Annotated in this window: 14 protein-coding genes; 12 read left to right on the top strand and 2 right to left on the bottom strand. The window is 43.2% G+C overall.

What is annotated here, in order from left to right:
• The first annotated feature begins 193 nt into the window (after positions 1-193).
• Positions 194-742, top strand: a complete 549-nt coding sequence (locus L1D37_RS03625; RefSeq protein ID WP_048607178.1) for a YcbK family protein — start codon at positions 194-196, stop codon at positions 740-742.
• Between the two features lie 100 nt (positions 743-842).
• On the top strand, positions 843-1,496 hold the full coding sequence (locus L1D37_RS03630) for an MBL fold metallo-hydrolase (protein WP_132935726.1): 654 nt from the start codon (positions 843-845) through the stop codon (positions 1,494-1,496).
• A gap of 103 nt (positions 1,497-1,599) precedes the next feature.
• Here the strand turns inward: L1D37_RS03630 and L1D37_RS03635 are convergent, their stop codons facing one another.
• Complete coding sequence (locus L1D37_RS03635) at positions 1,600-2,400, bottom strand: DUF2982 domain-containing protein (RefSeq protein ID WP_239846912.1); 801 nt, start codon at positions 2,398-2,400, stop codon at positions 1,600-1,602.
• Positions 2,401-2,620: 220 nt separating this feature from the next.
• Between L1D37_RS03635 and L1D37_RS03640 the strand changes: the two genes are divergently transcribed.
• From L1D37_RS03640 to L1D37_RS03680, 9 genes are all read left to right on the top strand, one after another.
• On the top strand, positions 2,621-3,013 hold the full coding sequence (locus L1D37_RS03640) for a hypothetical protein (protein ID WP_048664741.1): 393 nt from the start codon (positions 2,621-2,623) through the stop codon (positions 3,011-3,013).
• A 538-nt stretch (positions 3,014-3,551) separates the two neighbouring features.
• Positions 3,552-4,646, top strand: a complete 1,095-nt coding sequence (locus L1D37_RS03645) for a TRAP transporter substrate-binding protein (RefSeq protein WP_017060957.1) — start codon at positions 3,552-3,554, stop codon at positions 4,644-4,646.
• Positions 4,647-4,843: 197 nt separating this feature from the next.
• Positions 4,844-5,389 carry a TRAP transporter small permease subunit gene (locus tag L1D37_RS03650; protein ID WP_239846913.1) on the top strand — a complete coding sequence of 182 codons (546 nt, stop codon included), beginning with the start codon at positions 4,844-4,846 and terminating at the stop codon, positions 5,387-5,389.
• A gap of 9 nt (positions 5,390-5,398) precedes the next feature.
• Positions 5,399-6,682, top strand: coding sequence for a TRAP transporter large permease subunit (locus tag L1D37_RS03655; RefSeq protein ID WP_048669258.1), 1,284 nt, complete (start codon positions 5,399-5,401; stop codon positions 6,680-6,682).
• Positions 6,683-6,786: 104 nt separating this feature from the next.
• On the top strand, positions 6,787-8,142 hold the full coding sequence (locus L1D37_RS03660; RefSeq protein ID WP_048659562.1) for a cache domain-containing protein: 1,356 nt from the start codon (positions 6,787-6,789) through the stop codon (positions 8,140-8,142).
• Positions 8,135-8,773 carry a response regulator transcription factor gene (locus tag L1D37_RS03665; RefSeq protein ID WP_176680967.1) on the top strand — a complete coding sequence of 213 codons (639 nt, stop codon included), beginning with the start codon at positions 8,135-8,137 and terminating at the stop codon, positions 8,771-8,773. Before L1D37_RS03660 ends, L1D37_RS03665 begins: the two co-directional genes overlap by 8 nt.
• A gap of 169 nt (positions 8,774-8,942) precedes the next feature.
• Positions 8,943-10,541, top strand: coding sequence for a BCCT family transporter (locus L1D37_RS03670; protein WP_239846914.1), 1,599 nt, complete (start codon positions 8,943-8,945; stop codon positions 10,539-10,541).
• Positions 10,542-10,813: 272 nt separating this feature from the next.
• The gene (locus tag L1D37_RS03675) at positions 10,814-12,385 is read left to right on the top strand and encodes a BCCT family transporter (protein WP_176680969.1); all 1,572 of its coding nucleotides are present in this window, start codon (positions 10,814-10,816) and stop codon (positions 12,383-12,385) included.
• A gap of 334 nt (positions 12,386-12,719) precedes the next feature.
• Positions 12,720-14,603 (top strand): methyl-accepting chemotaxis protein, encoded by a 1,884-nt coding sequence (locus L1D37_RS03680; RefSeq protein WP_239846915.1) that lies wholly within the window; start codon positions 12,720-12,722, stop codon positions 14,601-14,603.
• 191 nt (positions 14,604-14,794) lie between these two features.
• On the opposite strand, the gene L1D37_RS03685 is transcribed toward L1D37_RS03680, so the two are convergent.
• On the bottom strand, positions 14,795-15,442 hold the full coding sequence (locus tag L1D37_RS03685; protein WP_239846916.1) for a winged helix-turn-helix domain-containing protein: 648 nt from the start codon (positions 15,440-15,442) through the stop codon (positions 14,795-14,797).
• A 547-nt stretch (positions 15,443-15,989) separates the two neighbouring features.
• Here L1D37_RS03685 and L1D37_RS03690 point away from each other — a divergent pair.
• Positions 15,990-16,841, top strand: a complete 852-nt coding sequence (locus L1D37_RS03690) for an EAL domain-containing protein (protein WP_239846917.1) — start codon at positions 15,990-15,992, stop codon at positions 16,839-16,841.
• The last annotated feature ends 248 nt before the right edge of the window (positions 16,842-17,089 follow it).

The raw sequence follows: 17,089 nt of genomic DNA on the forward strand, positions 1-17,089 counted from the left end.
ATACGACCAATAAAGGTGATCTTGACCAAAAAATGACAACGAAGCTTCTATTGATAAAATTATAATGAGTATCAATAACTAACCGTACAAAGGTTACAAATACTAACGTTTTGCGTGGTTTTTGTACGTTGACGCAGCAAATACCATTATGTATCGTGCATTTTTCGTTCGATCTAATTGGTTTTTTTGCTGTATGTCTCAAAGTTTATTTTCACGCCGTCAGTTTCTGACTTACGCTGGTGGTACTGCTGTTGTCGCCTCTCTTACTCCTTCTATCGCTTTTGCTTCATACCCTGATCAACCAAGAACGATTAGCATGAACAATCTTCACACTGGTGAACGATTAGAGACTTGTTATTTCGATGGCACTAACTATGTTGGTGACGAGATGGCACGTCTTAGCAAACTATGTCGTGATTTCCGCCGCAATGAAATTCACCCTATGGACAAGAACCTGTTCGATCAGATTACTCAGATTCAGAATATCTTAGGTATTCAAAAAGAAGTTCAGGTGATCTCTGGTTACCGTTCTCCAGCGACCAATGAAGCACTTCGCTCTAAGTCGAGCGGTGTGGCTAAAAAGAGTTACCACATGCTAGGTAAAGCGATCGATTTCCGTATCGATGGTGTTGACCTGAAAGAGCTGAGAGACGTCGCTAAAAGCCTGAACGCAGGTGGTGTCGGTTATTATGCGCGTAGCAACTTTATCCATATTGATACTGGCCCAGTTCGCAGCTGGTAGAGCCAATCTGAGTGGAAGGGCGATACGGTAGGCACTTGTCAAAGTAGACATCCAATGTCATAGTTTGCCCAAATTTCAGTTTGCCCTCTAAGGTTTGTATATGTCTCTTAAGTATCAAGTTGTACCTGTTACCTCTTTCGCTCAAAACTGCTCGATTGTGTGGTGTGATGAAACCATGGAAGGCATCGTTGTCGATCCGGGTGGTGATGTTCAACAACTAGCCGCTATCATCGAAGAGCTGGGTGTTAAAGTGGTGAACTTGGTACTGACGCACGGTCACTTAGACCATGTAGGTGGCACGGTGCCTCTTGCTGAGATCTTGAAGGTGAATATTGTTGGTCCACATAAGGCTGATAACTTCTGGTTGCAAGGCCTAGAGAATCAAAGCCAGATGTTCGGCTTCCCACTGTGTAAAGCCTTTGAACCAAACACTTGGTTAGAAGAGGGCGACAAAGTGACTTTTGGTAACCAAGTTATCGATGTGATTCACACGCCGGGCCATACGCCAGGTCACGTTGTACTGTTCAGTGAGCAAGCTCGTTTAGCGTTTGTTGGTGATGTGCTGTTTAACGGTGCAATTGGCCGTACTGATTTCCCACAAGGTGACTTCAATACACTTATCGCTTCAATCAAGACTAAGCTTTGGCCGCTAGGCAGTGACGTAACATTCGTGCCGGGTCATGGCCCTGAGTCGACATTTGGCCGTGAACGCGCTTCAAATCCGTTCGTAGCAGATGAAATGCCACTCTACTAAATCTCTGATTTAATAAAAGAACGATTGAAAATGAAGCTTAGCTTTTCTTCTGAAAGCTAAGCTTTTTTATTGGGTGCGAGTTTAATTATGAACCGGTTTGATTTTAATCAGAGAGGCGCTCGGCAGCCGCCAAGTAACGTCGAGCCAGACCAACAAACTCTTCTCCACTAATATTCAAATCATGGGTTGATATGAAAATGTCATAACCGTGAAAGCCTCTTTGATACTTCATTCTGTTGGCAAGCATCGCCTGTAACCCTGAATAGTCTTTGATTATCGCATCTTGATTATTTACTTCATCGGAAGAATCCGCATCCAATTGCGTTTGTTGAGTGTTGAAACTCACTTCATCGGTATTCTTTGATTCTTTATATTGGCTTAATTCAACACAGCCGTTTTCGGTACAACGCGTGTGGTAGTGAGATGAGTCTAAAACCATGTCTTCAAAGTTCGACTCTTTACCCGCTTGCTTCGCTCCCAAGTACAAAAGTGCACGTTGGCTGAGCAATAATTCACAGGTGATCTTAGGGCAGATTGAATCGAGGTAGGGCGAGTAGTCTTTGACCTTAACTCCGACCCAAGGCAAAGGTTGATGCCAACCATCTTGTTCGTAAGTGCACAGACCTATTTTTTGGATGTTGCTCCATTTCAAAACCCAACCGCCTTTATAGAAATGCTGCTGAAAGTGAGTCGGAGTCAGCGTGAACATCACTCGGCTGCGCAGCATCAAATAATAGCCAGTTCCCAGAAGGGTAATACTGCAAAAAGCACCAACGATCAGTAACTTTGGGTTGTCGCTGTAGAGTGCAACGATTAGGCAAATGAAGCCCAAAATAACGGCTAGGATACGGTACGAGCGAGTGAATGAAGGCAAAGAGAAATTAGTAAGATGACGAGTGTCCATAGGCAACACCAAGTTTTCATATTTTTGTCTGGATGGATAACCAGTGTATATGACCCTGAATTGATAAGTCGATGTTTAAATAATAGACGCTAGTAGACAATATCGGTATTTTTCGTCGACTTTCGACGCTTCACTCTACAAATAGCTCCTGTTTTTTGGTATAAATCGCGCTTCAAATTTTCACCACTGCGAAAAGAGCAGTGAACTGGAGAAATATTCAATGAGACTTGCTCATAAGCGTAAGGTGCAGGCTAAACTGCAGAAACGCACTAAAGCGGCTGTAGTTAAAGCAGTGGCAACGCCGAAAAAAGCGAAGCCTGTCGCAGAGAAAGTTGTAGCAGAAAAAACTGTAGCAGCAAAACCAGCGGTAGAGAAAACAGTAGCAGCAACTAAAGAAGTTGCAGTAGCACTGACTCCTAAGCAACAACAAGTTCTAGACATCGTTGTTAGCAATGCTGAAGGCATTAACCCTAAAGGTATCGGCCTAGAAGCTGGTCAAGAAGACGCGAAAGCAGCTTCATGGGCAACAGGCGCATTGAAAAAACTTCTTGAAGAAAACCTAGTAGCGAAAGAGCAGCTAGCAGGTAACAAGGTTATCTACAAAGCTATCTAATCCCGTGGGATTACATTCGCTTCGTTAAGTTTTTAAGCCTCGATTATCGAGGCTTTTTTGTATCTGCCATAAACTTCATTTACCGCTTATTCTCATCTACCGCTTATTCTCATCTACCGGTTATTCACATTCCAAGTGACCGCCTAACTTGCTATCTCTAATTCCTAGCTTTGCTTCTCATCAGCGAGCCCTAAAGTAGGGCGCCTAACTAAAAAGCGCGGGTGACTTTCCCTAAAATGCAGCAATGGATAGAGCTTCATCACGAAATGGGAATCAATTGTTAATAGCGGTTCATTATAACTACTTAGGTATTTATCAATACGCATTGTCTTGGTGAATATCCAAACTCCTTTGAAATCGACACTATTCAAATATCTCCTACGTAGTTCTACTTAATCCTTTGGTCTAATACGTAACTTTGCTCACACCATGCGTGCGTGCTCTCCCTGATATCTTGTTGCCTCATCACGGTGCACTCTTATGTTGAATCATAAAAAATGCTCATAGAAAGAGTGTTAACCCAACAAAGGACGTGAATATGAGTCTCATTTCTAACTCCCTCACACGAGTTTTTAAAAACGTTGCAGTAACCGCTGCGGCTTGTTTAGCTTTGGTCGCTACTGGTGCTACAGCCGCTGATAAGGTTTACCGTTTAAAGCTTGCAGAAACGTGGGGACCAAACTTCCCAGTTTTCGGTGATGCAACTAAGAACATGGCAGCGATGGCTGAGAAGATGTCGAATGGTCGACTTCAAATCAGAATCGATTCAGCAAACAAACATAAAGCCCCTCTTGGCGTTTTTGATATGGTTAAGTCTGGTCAATACGACATGGGTCACTCAGGCTCTTACTACTGGAAAGGTAAAGTTCCAAACACTCTTTACTTCACTTCTATGCCTTTCGGTATGACGCCAGCAGAACAATACGCGTGGTTCTATCACGGTGGTGGTATGGAGTTGATGGAGCAGGTTTACTCTCCACATAACTTGATGTCATTCCCAGGTGGTAACACCGATATCCAGATGGGTGGTTGGTTTCAAAAAGAGATTAACAGCGTTGAAGATCTACAAGGTCTGAAAATGCGAATTCCAGGCTTTGCGGGCGAGATTCTTGCTGAGTTAGGAGCTAAACCGACGAACATTGCCCCAGGTGAACTTTACACGTCTCTAGAGCGTCGCACGATTGATGCACTCGAGTGGGTAGGTCCATCACTGGATTTACGAATGGGCTTCCATAAAATCGCACCTTACTACTACACAGGTTGGCACGAGCCGGGTTCAGAGCTTCAATTCCTAGTGAACAAGCGCACATGGAACAAGCTGCCTGAAGACCTACAAGAAATCTTGCGTGTTGCAATGCGTACAGCAGCTTACGACATGTACACACAAGCAACGCACGAAAGTGGTAAGAACTGGGTTTCAATGAAGACAGAATACCCAGATGTACAAGTGAAAGATTTCCCGCCAGAGGTTATGTCTGCACTGAAAGAAGCGAACGATCGCCTACTTGCGGCACATGCTGAGAAAGATGAGTTAGCAAAAGAGATTCAAGCTTCACAAGCAAGCTACCTAGAGCAAGTACGTTCATGGACGGATATTTCTCATAGAGCTTACCTAAATAGCCAAGCGAAATAATCGACAGTTGTTGAACTGAATCTAAATGAACCCAAAGCTTTCCACATTAGGCAACTAAGAGTGAGTCAGTGGCGGGTTCATTTAAAACATAATAACTAAGCAGGATAAATCCTGTATTACGCTCAAGAACCTTTTCTACGTCCTACAGCTCGTTACCTCAGCTGCGCGATGTCTTTTCAAATTCCATGGAGTCGGGAATGCGAAGTCTAATTTATATTGAACGCCTGTTTAATCGTATCGGTGACGCACTGGGATGGCTTTCCAGTATGTTGTTTATTTTACTTATCGCCAACGTCGTGTATGACGTTGTCATGAGATATGCCTTCAACGATGTCTCTATCGCTTTCCAAGAGATGGAATGGCACCTTTTCTCAGCCGTTTTCCTACTCGGTGTTCCTTATGCAATCAAAGCAAGTGGTCATGTTCGAGTTGACGTGTTCTACGAGCAACTGAGCTTCAAGGCGCAAGCCATTATTGATCTGCTTGGCACGCTAATCTTTCTACTGCCGTTTTGTTTGCTGGTGGCTTGGTTTGGTATCGATGTTGCCAAAGAGAGCTATGAACTGGGTGAAACCTCAGGCGATCCCGGTGGCTTGCCGTATCGCTGGATCATCAAAGCTATGATCCCGCTGTCATTCTTCTTAATGGCACTGAGTGGCGTAGGTTTGATCCTGCATTCACTGAACAAGATTTTTAATCCGCATCTTATCCATGCAAACAATATTCATACAAAGAACAAGTAGAGGCTGAACATGATTGGAATAGTAATGTTTTTCGTAGCCTTGTTTGCGCTTTTACTTGGCTTCCCAGTGGCGTTCACCTTTGGTGGTATCGCGTTAATCTTTGGTGTTTGGGCTGAGGGCATTGAGATGTTTGCCTTCATGCCATATCGAATTCAATCAATTATGGAAAACACGGTGCTGATGGCCGTTCCATTGTTTGTTTTCATGGGACTTGTTCTACAAAAGACCAAGCTTGCTGAGCAGTTGCTTGAGTCTATGGGACGACTGTTTGGTGGCGTTCGTGGTGGTATCGCGATTTCAACCGTGCTAGTAGGTTCACTGCTTGCGGCTTCTACTGGTGTAGTTGGTGCGTCAGTTGTTGCAATGGGGCTTATCTCATTACCAGTAATGCTTAAGTACAACTACGACAAAGGCCTAGCGTGCGGCACCATTTGTGCGTCTGGTACGTTAGGGCAAATCATTCCGCCATCCATCGTATTGATCTTGTTAGGTGATGTATTAGGTGTGCCAGTAGGGGACTTGTTCCAAGCGGCAATTTGGCCGGGCGTAATGTTAGTCGGCGCGTACATTCTCTACATCTTAATATATGCCAAGCTACATCCTGAAGCGGCTCAACCGATTGAGCGAGACGACTCAATCAGCCGTAAGCAAGAAGTATTGGATGCACTTAAAGCGATTCTTCCGCCTCTCGCGTTAATCATAGTCGTGTTGGGTTCAATCTTTGCGGGTGTGGCAACGCCAACAGAGTCTGCGGCATTAGGTGGCGCGGGTGCGATGGTATTGGCACTGCTTTACGGTCAGTTTAGTTGGTCGATGGTGTATGAAGCGTCGAAAGAGACGGTGAAAGTAACGGCGATGGTGTTTGCTATCTTGCTGGGTGCAACCGCATTCTCGATGGCGTTCACTTATACCGGTGGTGACTATCTGGTTGAAGAGTGGATGCTACAGCTTCCGGGTGAGAAATGGGGATTCCTGATCATCACCATGTTAGTGATTTTGATTCTGGGTTTCTTTATCGACTTTGTAGAGATCTGTTTCATCATCGTACCAATCATTGCGCCAGTTGCTGAGCTAATGGGCATCAACATGACATGGTTCGCTATCCTGATTGCGATGAATCTACAAACCTCATTCTTAACGCCGCCATTTGGCTTCAGCCTGTTCTATCTAAAAGGCGTGGCACCAAAAGGCGTAACTACGAAAGACATCTACCGCGGTGTGATGCCATTCATTCTGATTCAGATCCTCGTACTTGGATCACTTCTCGCATTTCCTGCGTTCTATGGAATGTGAGTGACGCCAAGAATGTGAATGATATGTTTCAACGGCTATCTATAAATTGCTAAAATAAAACGGCTTATTGATGTTCAATAGGCCGTTTTTAGTGAGGAAAAGGAATGCCTCTAAAAGCCAAGCTGATTTTGCTGACGCTACTCCCGTTGCTACTGGTAACGGCGAGCATTAGTTGGATCTCGTTACACCAAACCAAAACGTTAGGTGCGAAAGAGGTCGAGATCTTCAGAGACAGCTTAATCAAGTCGCGTGAAAACGCCTTAAAGGACACAGTAGACCTCGCATTCGATGCCATTGAGCACATCTATAACGACCCTGACATCCAAGAAGCCCAAGCCAAAACGGAAGTTCGAGCCATATTGTCTAAACTTAGATATGGATCTGACGGGTATTTCTTTGCCTACGATCGCCACGGCACCAATTTAGTTCATCCGATTCAGCCTGAATTGATTGGCCAAAACCTACTCGAACTGCAAGACGAAGATGGCGACTTTCTGATAGAGGCGCTGTTAAGAGAGGCGCAAACCGGTGGAGGTTTTCACCAGTATTTATGGCAAAAGCCATCGACGGGTGAGGTGGTGTCTAAGTTGAGTTATGCCGCTTGGCTAGAACGCTGGGACTGGATGATTGGCACTGGTTTGTATATCGAAGATGTGCATCAGGAAGTGGCTTCGATGCAGGCCGAGATAAACAAGAACATTGAAACCACGTTCTTTTCGATTGTGGTGATTCTGAGTGTGACAGTGGCGGTTATTATCGTGCTTACCTTAGCCATCAACATGCATGAACATCGTATTGCCGATAACAATCTCAAAGAACTGGCACATAAGACGGTGATGTTCCAAGAAGACGAGAAGAAACACCTAGCGCGAGAGCTGCATGATGGTATTAATCAATTATTAGTGTCGAGTCGTTGCCACTTGGAGCTACTTGGTAATAAGTTACAGAGTGAAGACTTAAAAGCGCATCTGAATAAATCACAGCATTCACTGATGCGAGCCATTGAAGAGGTGAGGCACATCTCGCACCAACTTCGCCCAAGTTCATTGGATGATATTGGTTTAGAAGCGGCGTTGTCTTCATTGTTGTTAGATTTTCAGGCGCACTCGGGCATAGAAGTCGAGACCATGTTTGCCACGCAGCCGGGCAAGTTGAAATCAGAGGCGGCAACGACCCTCTATCGAGTGGTGCAAGAGTCACTGAACAACATAGAGAAACATGCACAAGCGACCAAAGTAACGGTTATTGCCCAGCAAATTGGTAACGTACTGCAGTTACTGATTCAAGATAACGGTGTCGGTTTCAATACCTATAAAGCGATGGAAAAACGAGGGATCGGTCTGCGCAATATGAGAGAGCGAGTAGAGTTCATTGGTGGTGACTTTGAACTGATGAGTGAAATTGGCTTCGGAACAGAAATTACAGTGTTACTAACACTAGAAGGATTAGTGAATGAGTGAAGTTATTCGAGTTGTGATCGCTGACGATCACCAAGTAGTAATGGATGGCTTTATGGCGAGATTGGAACTTGAGCCAGATATTAGCGTGATCGGCACAGCCAGTAATGGGCTAGAAGCCGTCGAGATAGTGAAAACGCTGCGCCCTGATGTGGTGTTGATGGACATCAGCATGCCAATCATGAATGGCATTGACGCAACCCACCTGATCAAAGAAGAAGACCCAGAAGCAAAAGTGCTGATGCTGACTATGCATAACAACCGTGAATACATCATGAAGGTGATGCAGTCGGGTGCGGTCGGCTATATGTTGAAAGAGATTTCGGCTGAAAAAATGGTGCAGGCAATCAAAACGGTCAATCAAGGCTCGACCTATTTCTGTGAAAAAGTGACGCAGAATTTGTTTACTCAGCCAATTACTCCGACGCAATCTGTGAAGAATCCATTGAGCAGACGTGAAGAAGCGGTGTTGAAATTAGTCGCGAAAGGGGAGAGCAGCAAAGAGGTCGCGAAGGCACTGAATATCAGCTATCGAACGGTAGAAACCCACAGGCAAAATATTAAGCATAAGCTCGATATTCACTCTACAGCTGAGCTTGCTAAGTACGCGGTCAGCTCCGGGCTTGTGGACTGATCTTACGCTAAATTACATTAAATGTGTAATTTAATTACTAAATGTGTAATTTAGGCCTCCTTTATGGAGGTTTTTTTAGTATTTTTGCGACAGGTTGATATTCTTCTTTTCGAAATTTAAGCGCCGAATGCAATGTTGCAAACTGTGCGCTGCAAATTAGAGAGGAAGCATGGAGCCTGTAAAAGATAGGTATAGTATTGAAAATACCGATTATACAGTAGGACAAGATAACGTTCAGAAATGGGGTTTTGATGTTCATAACCCAGTATTTGGAATCAGTGCAGGGGCGATCATTATCTTCCTGATTGCACTTCTAGTCGCAGATCCGGAAACCGCAAAAGCGGCTCTTGATGGAATTAAATGGAAAGTCATCGGTAACTTCGATGGTTTCTTCATGTGGGCAGCCAACATCTTTGTTATTTTCTGTTTTGCCCTCATTGTCTCCCCGTATGGCAAGATACGTATTGGTGGCAATGATGCCAAAGCAGAGCACTCCAACCTATCTTGGATGTCGATGTTATTCGCCGCGGGAATGGGTATTGGTTTGATGTTCTGGGGTGTGGCTGAGCCTGTGGCTTACTTCACGGGTTGGTATGAAACGCCATTAGGTGTCGAAGCTTACTCGCCAGAAGCAGCTAAGTTGGCACTTGGTGCAACCATCTACAACTGGGGTTTACATGGCTGGTCTATCTACGCTGTTGTTGCTCTAGCACTTGCCTTCTTCACTTTCAATAAAGGTCTGCCTCTTTCAATCCGCTCGATTTTCTATCCTATTTTGGGTGACAGAACTTGGGGTTGGTTTGGTCATATCGTTGATATCGTGGCGGTACTGGCAACCTTGTTCGGCCTTGCGACATCGTTAGGTTTAGGTGCACAACAAGCAACCAGTGGTATTAACCATGTGTTTGGTACCGATGGTGGTATTGGCATGCAGTTGATTGTTATCGCAGTGGTCACTTTCTTAGCAACAATGTCAGTGGTTCGTGGTATCAACGGCGGTGTAAAGGTTCTAAGTAACGTCAACATGTTGGTGGCTTTGGGGCTGCTGATCTTCGTAACGATCGCGGGTGGCATGGCGGGTATTAAGGCTATCCCAACGGCTCTGATGGGCTACATTGAAAACTTTATTCCTCTAAGTAATCCACATGGTCGTGACGATGAAACTTGGATGCAAGGCTGGACGGTATTCTATTGGGCATGGTGGATGTCTTGGTCTCCGTTCGTAGGTATGTTCATCGCTCGTATCTCTAAAGGTCGTACGATCCGTGAATTCATCGTGGCTGTACTGTTTATCCCAACAACAGTGATCATCATCTGGATGGCTATTTTCGGTGGCATCGCAATTGATCAAGTGGCGAACAAGGTGGGTGAGATTGGCATGAATGGTCTGCAAGATATTACCCTTTCTCTGTTCCATACTTACGATGCGCTGCCGATGAGCTCTGTGCTTTCTGTGGTATCGATAGGTTTGATCATGGTGTTCTTTATTACCTCATCAGATTCTGGCTCACTTGTTATCGATAGCATCACCTCGGGCGGTAAAGTCGATGCGCCAGTGCCACAACGTGTATTTTGGGCGTTGATGGGCGGTGCAATTGCTGCGGTTCTATTGTGGGTTGGTGGTACGGAATCGATCCAAGCACTGCAAGCTGGAACTGTCTCTATGGCGCTGCCATTTGCATTCATATTATTGCTTATGTGCCTAAGCTTATTGCTTGGTTTACGAACCGAAAATCAATTGGTTAATCAGCAAAGTGCTTTGAGCTAAAAGTATTATTGAAACAATGGCCGACTCGTTCGGCCTTTTTTTCGCCAGTAATTTGAGTAATTACGTGAATATTGGATGAAAACCCATCGAACCGATTCAGGTTTACTGAAAACAATAAGTTAACCTGCTAAACTTCAGACATCCAAGTATTTGAATTATTGTGACAGCACGCTTGTTCTGCTTGGATCGTAGGTTCAAGTTTGTGATTAGGTCACAGGTAAGTAAGGGATACTCGGTCATCAGACCCTATTAGTATTCCGTAGAGAGGGATAATGACTAAAGGTATAGATAAATACAGTATCGACAGTACCGATTACACTGTTGGTCAGGACAATGTTCAAAAATGGGGTTTTGATGTTCATAACCCAGTATTTGGCATAAGTGCAGGTTTAATTACTCTGTTTTTGATTGGTGTTCTGGTTACTGATACTGCATCCGCAAAGGCGGCACTGGATGGCGTTAAAGGTCAAATCATCAATTCATTTGATTGGCTGTTCATCTGGTCAGGCAACATTTTCGTACTCTTCTGCTTAGGCTTGATTGTTTCTCCGTTCGGTAAAATCCGCCTTGGTGGTGTTGATGCAACGGCAGATTACTCTTTCATGTCTTGGCTATCGATGCTGTTTGCAGCAGGTATGGGTATCGGCCTAATGTTCTGGAGTGTGGCAGAGCCAGCGGCTTACTACACAGGTTGGTTTGAAACGCCACTTGGCGTAGAGCCAAATACACCAGAAGCAGCAAAACTGGCACTCGGTGCAACCATGTATCACTGGGGGCTTCACCCTTGGGCTATTTATGGTGTTGTAGCGCTTTCACTGGCTTTCTTCTCTTACAACAAGGGATTACCGCTTTCGATTCGTTCTATCTTCTACCCAATTTTAGGTGATAGAGCGTGGGGCTGGGCAGGTCACATCGTTGATATTCTTGCCGTTCTTGCAACTCTGTTTGGTTTGGCGACATCGCTAGGCTTAGGTGCGCAGCAAGCCGCGAGTGGTATTCAACACGTATTCGGTCTTGAAGCTGGTTTAGGGCTACAAGTTATCGTTATTACTGTGGTGACATTGCTGGCGGTCGTTTCGGTACTTCGTGGCATTGACGGCGGCGTTAAGGTTATCAGTAACATCAACATGTTGGTGGCTTTCCTACTGCTTATCTTAGTTGCACTGATCGGTTATGCAGTAACTCTAGGTTCAATCCCAACAACATTGATGGCATACATCGAGAACATCATTCCACTGAGTAACCCTCATGGTCGTGAAGACCAAGCTTGGTTGCACGGTTGGACGGTATTCTACTGGGCTTGGTGGATTTCATGGTCACCATTCGTAGGTATGTTCATCGCTCGTGTATCTAAAGGTCGTACGGTTCGTGAGTTCATCACAGCAGTTCTGATTGTTCCAACTACTGTTACTATCATTTGGATGTCAGTATTTGGTGGCATGGCGATTGACCAAATCGTGAATAACGTTGGTATTCTTGGTCAAGAAGGTTTGACTGATGTATCACTAGCGATGTTCCAAATGTTTGATGCTCTACCGTTTGGTACTCTGCTATCAATCATTGCGGTTGTATTGGTTCTAGTATTCTTCATTACATCGTCTGACTCAGGCTCTCTTGTTATCGACAGCATCACTGCTGGTGGTAAGGTAGATACGCCAGTGCCTCAACGTGTGTTCTGGGCGTTCCTTGAAGGTGCGATCGCTGTCGCTCTATTGTGGGTTGGCGGTACAGAAGCAGTACAAGCTCTACAAGCGGGTGCTATTTCAACAGCATTGCCGTTCACCATCATTCTATTGTTGATGTGTGTAAGCTTGCTAATGGGTATGCGTACAGAGAAACGCTAGCTCATAAAGCTCGATTCGACCGTGTTTAATATGCGGTCGAACGACAGATAATAAGAAGGCAGGTGAGGAGACTCACCTGCCTTTTTTACATCTATTTTCTATCTAGCTTTTATACCTATTTCCGCACTTATTTTACCGTATTAGATCTGACATATTTACTAATAACCATACACTTAATAGCGCCTTGAATTTGGCGACATGACAACTAATTGGCATATGCTAAGGTTATGGTTTACATAAAAATATATTCCATTATTAAATTGTGAAATCGCTCGAATTTAATACTGATATTGGGTAGTATGCGCGGGATTTCCCACCACTCGTGAACTTTGACATGAAACTAACACTAAAACAGAAGTTAATAGGTGCTAGCCTATCTGCTGTTGTCGTTATGGCTACAGCGTTGACTTGGTTATCAGCAAACCAGTTATTTGAGCAGACTCGTAATGGCGTATACCTACGAGCTGAAAGCGTATCAGAAGCAGCATCTGAAGGTATTAAGAACTGGATTGATATTCGTACGGATATCGCTTCAGCATTCAATGACTTTTCACGAGAGGATGATGTTGTTCCTTTCCTTAAGCAAGCTCGTGTAGCGGGTGGCTTTGACGATATCTTTTTAGGTACTCCAGAAGGCGGAATGTACCGTTCACATCCTGAACGTAACCGTGCAGGTTACGATCCTCGTCAACGTCCTTGGTACCAAGAAGCAAACGCTGCAGGTAAGCAAATCATTACTACCGCTTACCAAGATGCGATCACTAAAGCACTTCTAGTAACGATTGCAGAACCTGTTCGCCACAATGGTCAATTGGTTGGTGTTGTGGGTGCAGACGTACTTATCGACCAACTCGTTAACGACGTAATCAGCCTAGATGTGGGTGACAACGCTCACGCAATGCTAATCGATGCCTCTGACGGCACGTTCCTAGCGCACCCAGATTCAGCTCTAAGCTTGAAACCGGTAAGCGACCTTTCAAACGACATCTCTATGCCAATCATCGAGAACGCAGTGCGTACTGGTAGCATCGAGATCATTAAAGAACGTGGCGCTGAGAAGCTGCTTTACTTCACTAAAGTTCCTAACACTAACTGGATCTTCGCGGTTCAGATGGATAAAGCAACAGAAGAAGCGAACCACTCAACGCTACTTACGCAGCTGATCATCACTGCTATCGTGATTACTCTAATCGTAATCGTACTAGTGTCTTGGTTAGTGAGCTTCCTATTCCGCGACCTAAACCGTGTTTCTGCTGCACTTGAAGAGATTGCATCAGGTGAAGGTGATCTTACTCAACGCCTTGAGCCTAAGAGCGATGACGAGATTGGTCAGCTTGCTACAAACTTCAACCGTTTCGTGGGCAACATGCACACTATGGTTATCAAGCTAAGCGAAGTGTCTGCTGCATTGGGCAACCAAGCGCGCCAAACGGCTTCTCAAGCGGAAGAACGTAGTGCTCGCATCCAGATGCAACAAGACGAAATCAACATGGTAGCGACAGCTGTTAACGAAATGGCTGCGGCAACACAAGAAATCGCAGGTAACGCTGACCACACAGCTCAGAACTCATCTGAAGCGGTTGGTGCGTGTGAGCACGGCACTGGTCAAGTGACACAGACTCAAAGCTCAATCCAAAACCTTGCTCAAGAAGTTCAAATCGCAACGAACGTGATTCTTGAACTTGAAGAGCACGGCAACAGCATCAACGCTATCTTGTCGAACATTCAAGGTATCGCTGAACAGACTAACCTACTTGCACTTAACGCGGCGATTGAAGCAGCACGTGCAGGTGAGCAAGGTCGTGGTTTCGCGGTTGTTGCTGATGAAGTTCGTGTTCTGAGCCAACGTACACACGGTTCAACGCAAGAAATTCAACAGACGATTGAACTGCTGCAAGGCACAACAGGTAAAGCGGTTAACATCATGAATGATAGCCGTACACTTGCTGAAACCAGTGTTGATGACGCTAACTCAGCAGCAGCGAGCCTAACGCAAATTCATGCAGCAGTTGAACGCATCAGCGATATGGCAACACAGATCGCTTCTGCTGCAGAAGAGCAGGCATCTGTAACGTCTGAGATTACTCGTAACACTGAAGGAATCCGTGATGTGTCTAACGAGCTAGCTGACGAAGCACACCAAGCAGCAGAACAAGCCGCACAGTTGTCTGAACTGTCTCACGAGCTAGAGAGCGAAATCAGCCGCTTCAAGCTGTAAGCGCTAACTCGTCATTTAAAAGCCGAATGTGATTGTCACATTCGGCTTTTTTGTGCCTGCTCGTTGGAGGCTTACTCAGCTAGAACTAGTTGTTAGGGTAACCTGGGAACTTAGCTCTGTTCTCTGTCATATCTATGGTGCTTCAACATGCTCCATGTGGCATTTATTTTGCAATATATCATAGGTGTTGTTTAGCTTTTCGTTGTTCTAATGTCGATATAGTTATGATCCAATATCTCTGAATAATTGTTATAGATAGGTGCGGAGTCTTCCATCGAGACTGAACCCTGATCTAAATTCAAGTCAGTATTTTTACAACCTATCATTAATAGTAGAGATATAAAGCTAAGTATTAGAATCAATAATTTCTTTATGGGCGAAAATTCCTCATAGATTTTGGTCGAATCCTTTTCATTCCGCCCCTTTTTTTTATGAAGCTGTAACTCTTTTATTTTCCTATCCATCCAATCATCACGTACTTTTTCTAGAGTACTTAATTCATCGAATTGTAAGCCAGTTTGCGAGTCTTCAAGTAAGTAACCAGCTCTGCTAACCGTTGTTAGTTTGATGTTGACTGTTCCGACGATATTAAGAGCTTTTCTTAATGTACTTATTGTATTGGTTAGGGATTGGTCGGATACAATAGCACCATTCCAACATTCTGCAAAAAGCTCATCCTTACTAATACAGCGACCATAATGAGTATATAAATAAAGTAAAACTAGAAAAGGCTTAGGCCTTAGTTTTACTAAGGTTTTGCTTTCTATATTCATGATCGAACGATCACTTAAGTTTATATGTAACTCATCATTAATTACTAGTGCATTATTAACATTCATTCTATTTCTTTAACATTAGTTATCGTATTCTTTGTACTGCATTCTGTTGACTCTCGATTATATTTTTTTTTTTGGTTATAGCTAAAAAAAAGCCAAATTGTTTGAAAAATATTTGAAATTTATATTTGGTTTGCTTTTAGTTTTTTTTTGGTGAGGTGGTTTGATTGCATTTAAGGGTATGATTGATGCAGGTATCAGAGGGGGGGGGCAAGGTTTACCTAGGTAGCTTGGTTTTTAGTAGGCCCAAACTAATCTATTTATAAAATTCTTCTCAGTGAAAAGATGAATGATATAAGAGAGATAAAATATTTGGCTTACGTAGGAAATATTGGGGTAAATATTTCCTAGTTATTATTGCTATTGTTTTTTTCTCGATAAAGTGAACGATAACAGAAGAAGGTGATTAATGATAGTTTGTTATATGAATGAGTTATTATTTTGTTGAATGCATATAGATTAATTATTTACTGGGAGGTGGTTTATGAATCTAACCTTGTTTATAAGTATGTCTTTTTAGGCGAAGAACAGTCTGTTTGGAGGGTATCTAATGATTGAATGGAATACACATGACAACAGGTATGAGATGACAGTTCTTGGATTCAAAATACATAGTGTATTCCAATCTATTAGCTGTAGAGATCAAGGTGTCTTAGGTTATGAAGCCTTGTGTCGTATATATATGCAGGGTGAAAGAGTAAATGTAAAAAGGTTTCTCAAAATACTAGAAGGTTTTGATGAAAATACAGAGTTCAGGTTGAAATTTTATATGAATATAATGCATCTGAGGAACTTTCGTAAATCTACTATTTATAATCGAAATGTAAAGATATTTCTTAATCTTACTTTGAGTTTTTTTAAATATCTTTCGAATAATGATGGCTTAAAGGGGTTATATCTCCCTATGATTAACAAAGAAGATGTGGGTTTAAATCAGATAGTAATGGAAATTGTTGAGGAATATTGCCCAGCTTCTGACATTATACACCTTTACAGTGGTACTAAATATTTAAAAGGATTAGGTGTATCTTTTGCTCTAGATGACTTTGGTACTGGCTGGTCAGGTTATAGTCGGATGGCTGTTGTTCAACCTGAATATATAAAAGTAAGTCGAGAAATGTTGGTTGAATTTGGGATGACTCAGCAACAAGATGATAATTTGCTTGAGGAATTAAACATAATTACTAGCTTGAAAAATATAAAAGTTATTTTTGAAGGGATTGAAAATGTCGAAAATTATAATGTGGCATCTAAATATGGTGCAGATTTCTTTCAAGGATATTATTTAGATATACCCAAAGCCTACCCAGTTACTGTTGTTACGAAAGATCGTCCACTTGTTAGTGATATTGAAATCAAGTCATATCTAATTGGTATGTCATTAAAATCAAATAATAGTTAAGCGAGGCACGAGAGAATGTCGAAAATAGTTAGATGCTTAATCAGTATCGCTTGTATATATCCATTGATTGCTTTCGCTCACTTTCAAGGTCCTGTTGATATAAGAACGGTGGTATATAGCGATGATACGTCAGTTGACATAACCATAGGGAATGCCTCTTCATTTGATCAGTATTTTCAACTTTATGTTGATGACGTAGCTTTGGGAGATAAGTTCTTAATTAAAAGTGAAACGAAAAAAATAAGACC

The organism is Vibrio sp. Isolate33 (genome assembly GCF_022397895.1).
Taxonomy (GTDB): domain Bacteria; phylum Pseudomonadota; class Gammaproteobacteria; order Enterobacterales; family Vibrionaceae; genus Vibrio; species Vibrio pomeroyi.

What these genes read in the sequence shown, in the direction of transcription:
- L1D37_RS03675 (WP_176680969.1), top strand. Translation starts at nt 10,814, where the DNA reads ATGACTAAAGGTATAGATAAATACAGTATCGACAGTACCGATTACACT.
- L1D37_RS03625 (WP_048607178.1), top strand. Translation starts at nt 194, where the DNA reads ATGTCTCAAAGTTTATTTTCACGCCGTCAGTTTCTGACTTACGCTGGT.
- L1D37_RS03670 (WP_239846914.1), top strand. Translation starts at nt 8,943, where the DNA reads ATGGAGCCTGTAAAAGATAGGTATAGTATTGAAAATACCGATTATACA.
- L1D37_RS03665 (WP_176680967.1), top strand. Translation starts at nt 8,135, where the DNA reads ATGAGTGAAGTTATTCGAGTTGTGATCGCTGACGATCACCAAGTAGTA.
- L1D37_RS03690 (WP_239846917.1), top strand. Translation starts at nt 15,990, where the DNA reads ATGATTGAATGGAATACACATGACAACAGGTATGAGATGACAGTTCTT.
- L1D37_RS03660 (WP_048659562.1), top strand. Translation starts at nt 6,787, where the DNA reads ATGCCTCTAAAAGCCAAGCTGATTTTGCTGACGCTACTCCCGTTGCTA.
- L1D37_RS03635 (WP_239846912.1), bottom strand. Translation starts at nt 2,400, where the DNA reads ATGGACACTCGTCATCTTACTAATTTCTCTTTGCCTTCATTCACTCGC.
- L1D37_RS03685 (WP_239846916.1), bottom strand. Translation starts at nt 15,442, where the DNA reads ATGAATGTTAATAATGCACTAGTAATTAATGATGAGTTACATATAAAC.
- L1D37_RS03680 (WP_239846915.1), top strand. Translation starts at nt 12,720, where the DNA reads ATGAAACTAACACTAAAACAGAAGTTAATAGGTGCTAGCCTATCTGCT.
- L1D37_RS03650 (WP_239846913.1), top strand. Translation starts at nt 4,844, where the DNA reads ATGCGAAGTCTAATTTATATTGAACGCCTGTTTAATCGTATCGGTGAC.
- L1D37_RS03640 (WP_048664741.1), top strand. Translation starts at nt 2,621, where the DNA reads ATGAGACTTGCTCATAAGCGTAAGGTGCAGGCTAAACTGCAGAAACGC.
- L1D37_RS03630 (WP_132935726.1), top strand. Translation starts at nt 843, where the DNA reads ATGTCTCTTAAGTATCAAGTTGTACCTGTTACCTCTTTCGCTCAAAAC.
- L1D37_RS03655 (WP_048669258.1), top strand. Translation starts at nt 5,399, where the DNA reads ATGATTGGAATAGTAATGTTTTTCGTAGCCTTGTTTGCGCTTTTACTT.
- L1D37_RS03645 (WP_017060957.1), top strand. Translation starts at nt 3,552, where the DNA reads ATGAGTCTCATTTCTAACTCCCTCACACGAGTTTTTAAAAACGTTGCA.